We start from the raw sequence: 806 nt of genomic DNA, 5'->3' as shown, positions 1-806 counted from the left end.
TGAAAATGATATCCATTCAACAGAAGTGGTTGGATTTCAACCTACATTTCACCTTCATATGTATGGCTGCGACTTGAAATTGCTGCCAAATTTTAATCAAAGAGTTTTTAAAGTAGAATAGTTAAATCCAATGTGTCCCTCTTCCTAGAAAGATCGAAGGCTTAATCCTGGGTAGCAAGAGGAAAACCCAACCTTTCCCCGCTAGTAAGAAAATGAATGGAAAAAGAATTAGGACGGCCCCTAAAAGCCATTTCCGAAAGGCCTTTTTCAGATAGAACCTCGATGTTTCTATAGATATGTTTGTAAATGTGATATTCCACTCCCTCTATTTTTCTTATCCCTTTGTAATTCAAAATTAGTTCTTCCACGGTTTTTGTGTCGGTGGTATAAATACAGACAAAATATTGATCCCGGTCATGCCAATAGCGCCCTATCAGGACATCAAATAATTGTCCTTTTGAGTCAGGAAGGTTGTAGAAAACATGGGACTGAGAAAATTTGTCTTTCATTCTCTCAACTTCAATTTTTTGAGAAAAAACAATAGTGGAGCTTAGAAACAGGATTAGGGACAGGAAGATTTTTGGCATCGGAAACGAAAGAGGGGATCATAATAAGAAGGGAAACAAAGGGAAATACCCTAATAGAAGTTAGGAAAGCTTGGAGAGAGAATCAACCAGGAAATCATGGTTATTAGGATGGGAGGCGTAAGGAATTTTCAAAAAAGGAAGAAGATTGTTTTTCTCTTAAGGAATTACTTCCACTTTCTGTCTAGGTAAAAGTAATTGATATAATGTAGATATACCACA

At 36.6% G+C, this 806-nt stretch carries 1 protein-coding gene; it reads right to left on the bottom strand.

Annotation, left to right across the window (positions count from 1 at the left end):
• Positions 1-161: 161 nt before the first annotated feature.
• Positions 162-509: a hypothetical protein gene (locus E1171_RS00570; protein ID WP_155203071.1), complete on the bottom strand. Its 348-nt coding sequence runs from the start codon at positions 507-509 to the stop codon at positions 162-164.
• Positions 510-806 lie beyond the last annotated feature (297 nt).

The organism is Xanthovirga aplysinae, assembly GCF_009711365.1.
Taxonomy (GTDB): Bacteria; Bacteroidota; Bacteroidia; order Cytophagales; family Cyclobacteriaceae; genus Xanthovirga; species Xanthovirga aplysinae.
This window is presented reverse-complemented; position numbering and strand designations above follow the sequence as displayed.

Coding starts and splice junctions, on each gene's coding strand:
- E1171_RS00570 (WP_155203071.1), bottom strand. CDS start 509: ATGAAAGACAAATTTTCTCAGTCCCATGTTTTCTACAACCTTCCTGAC.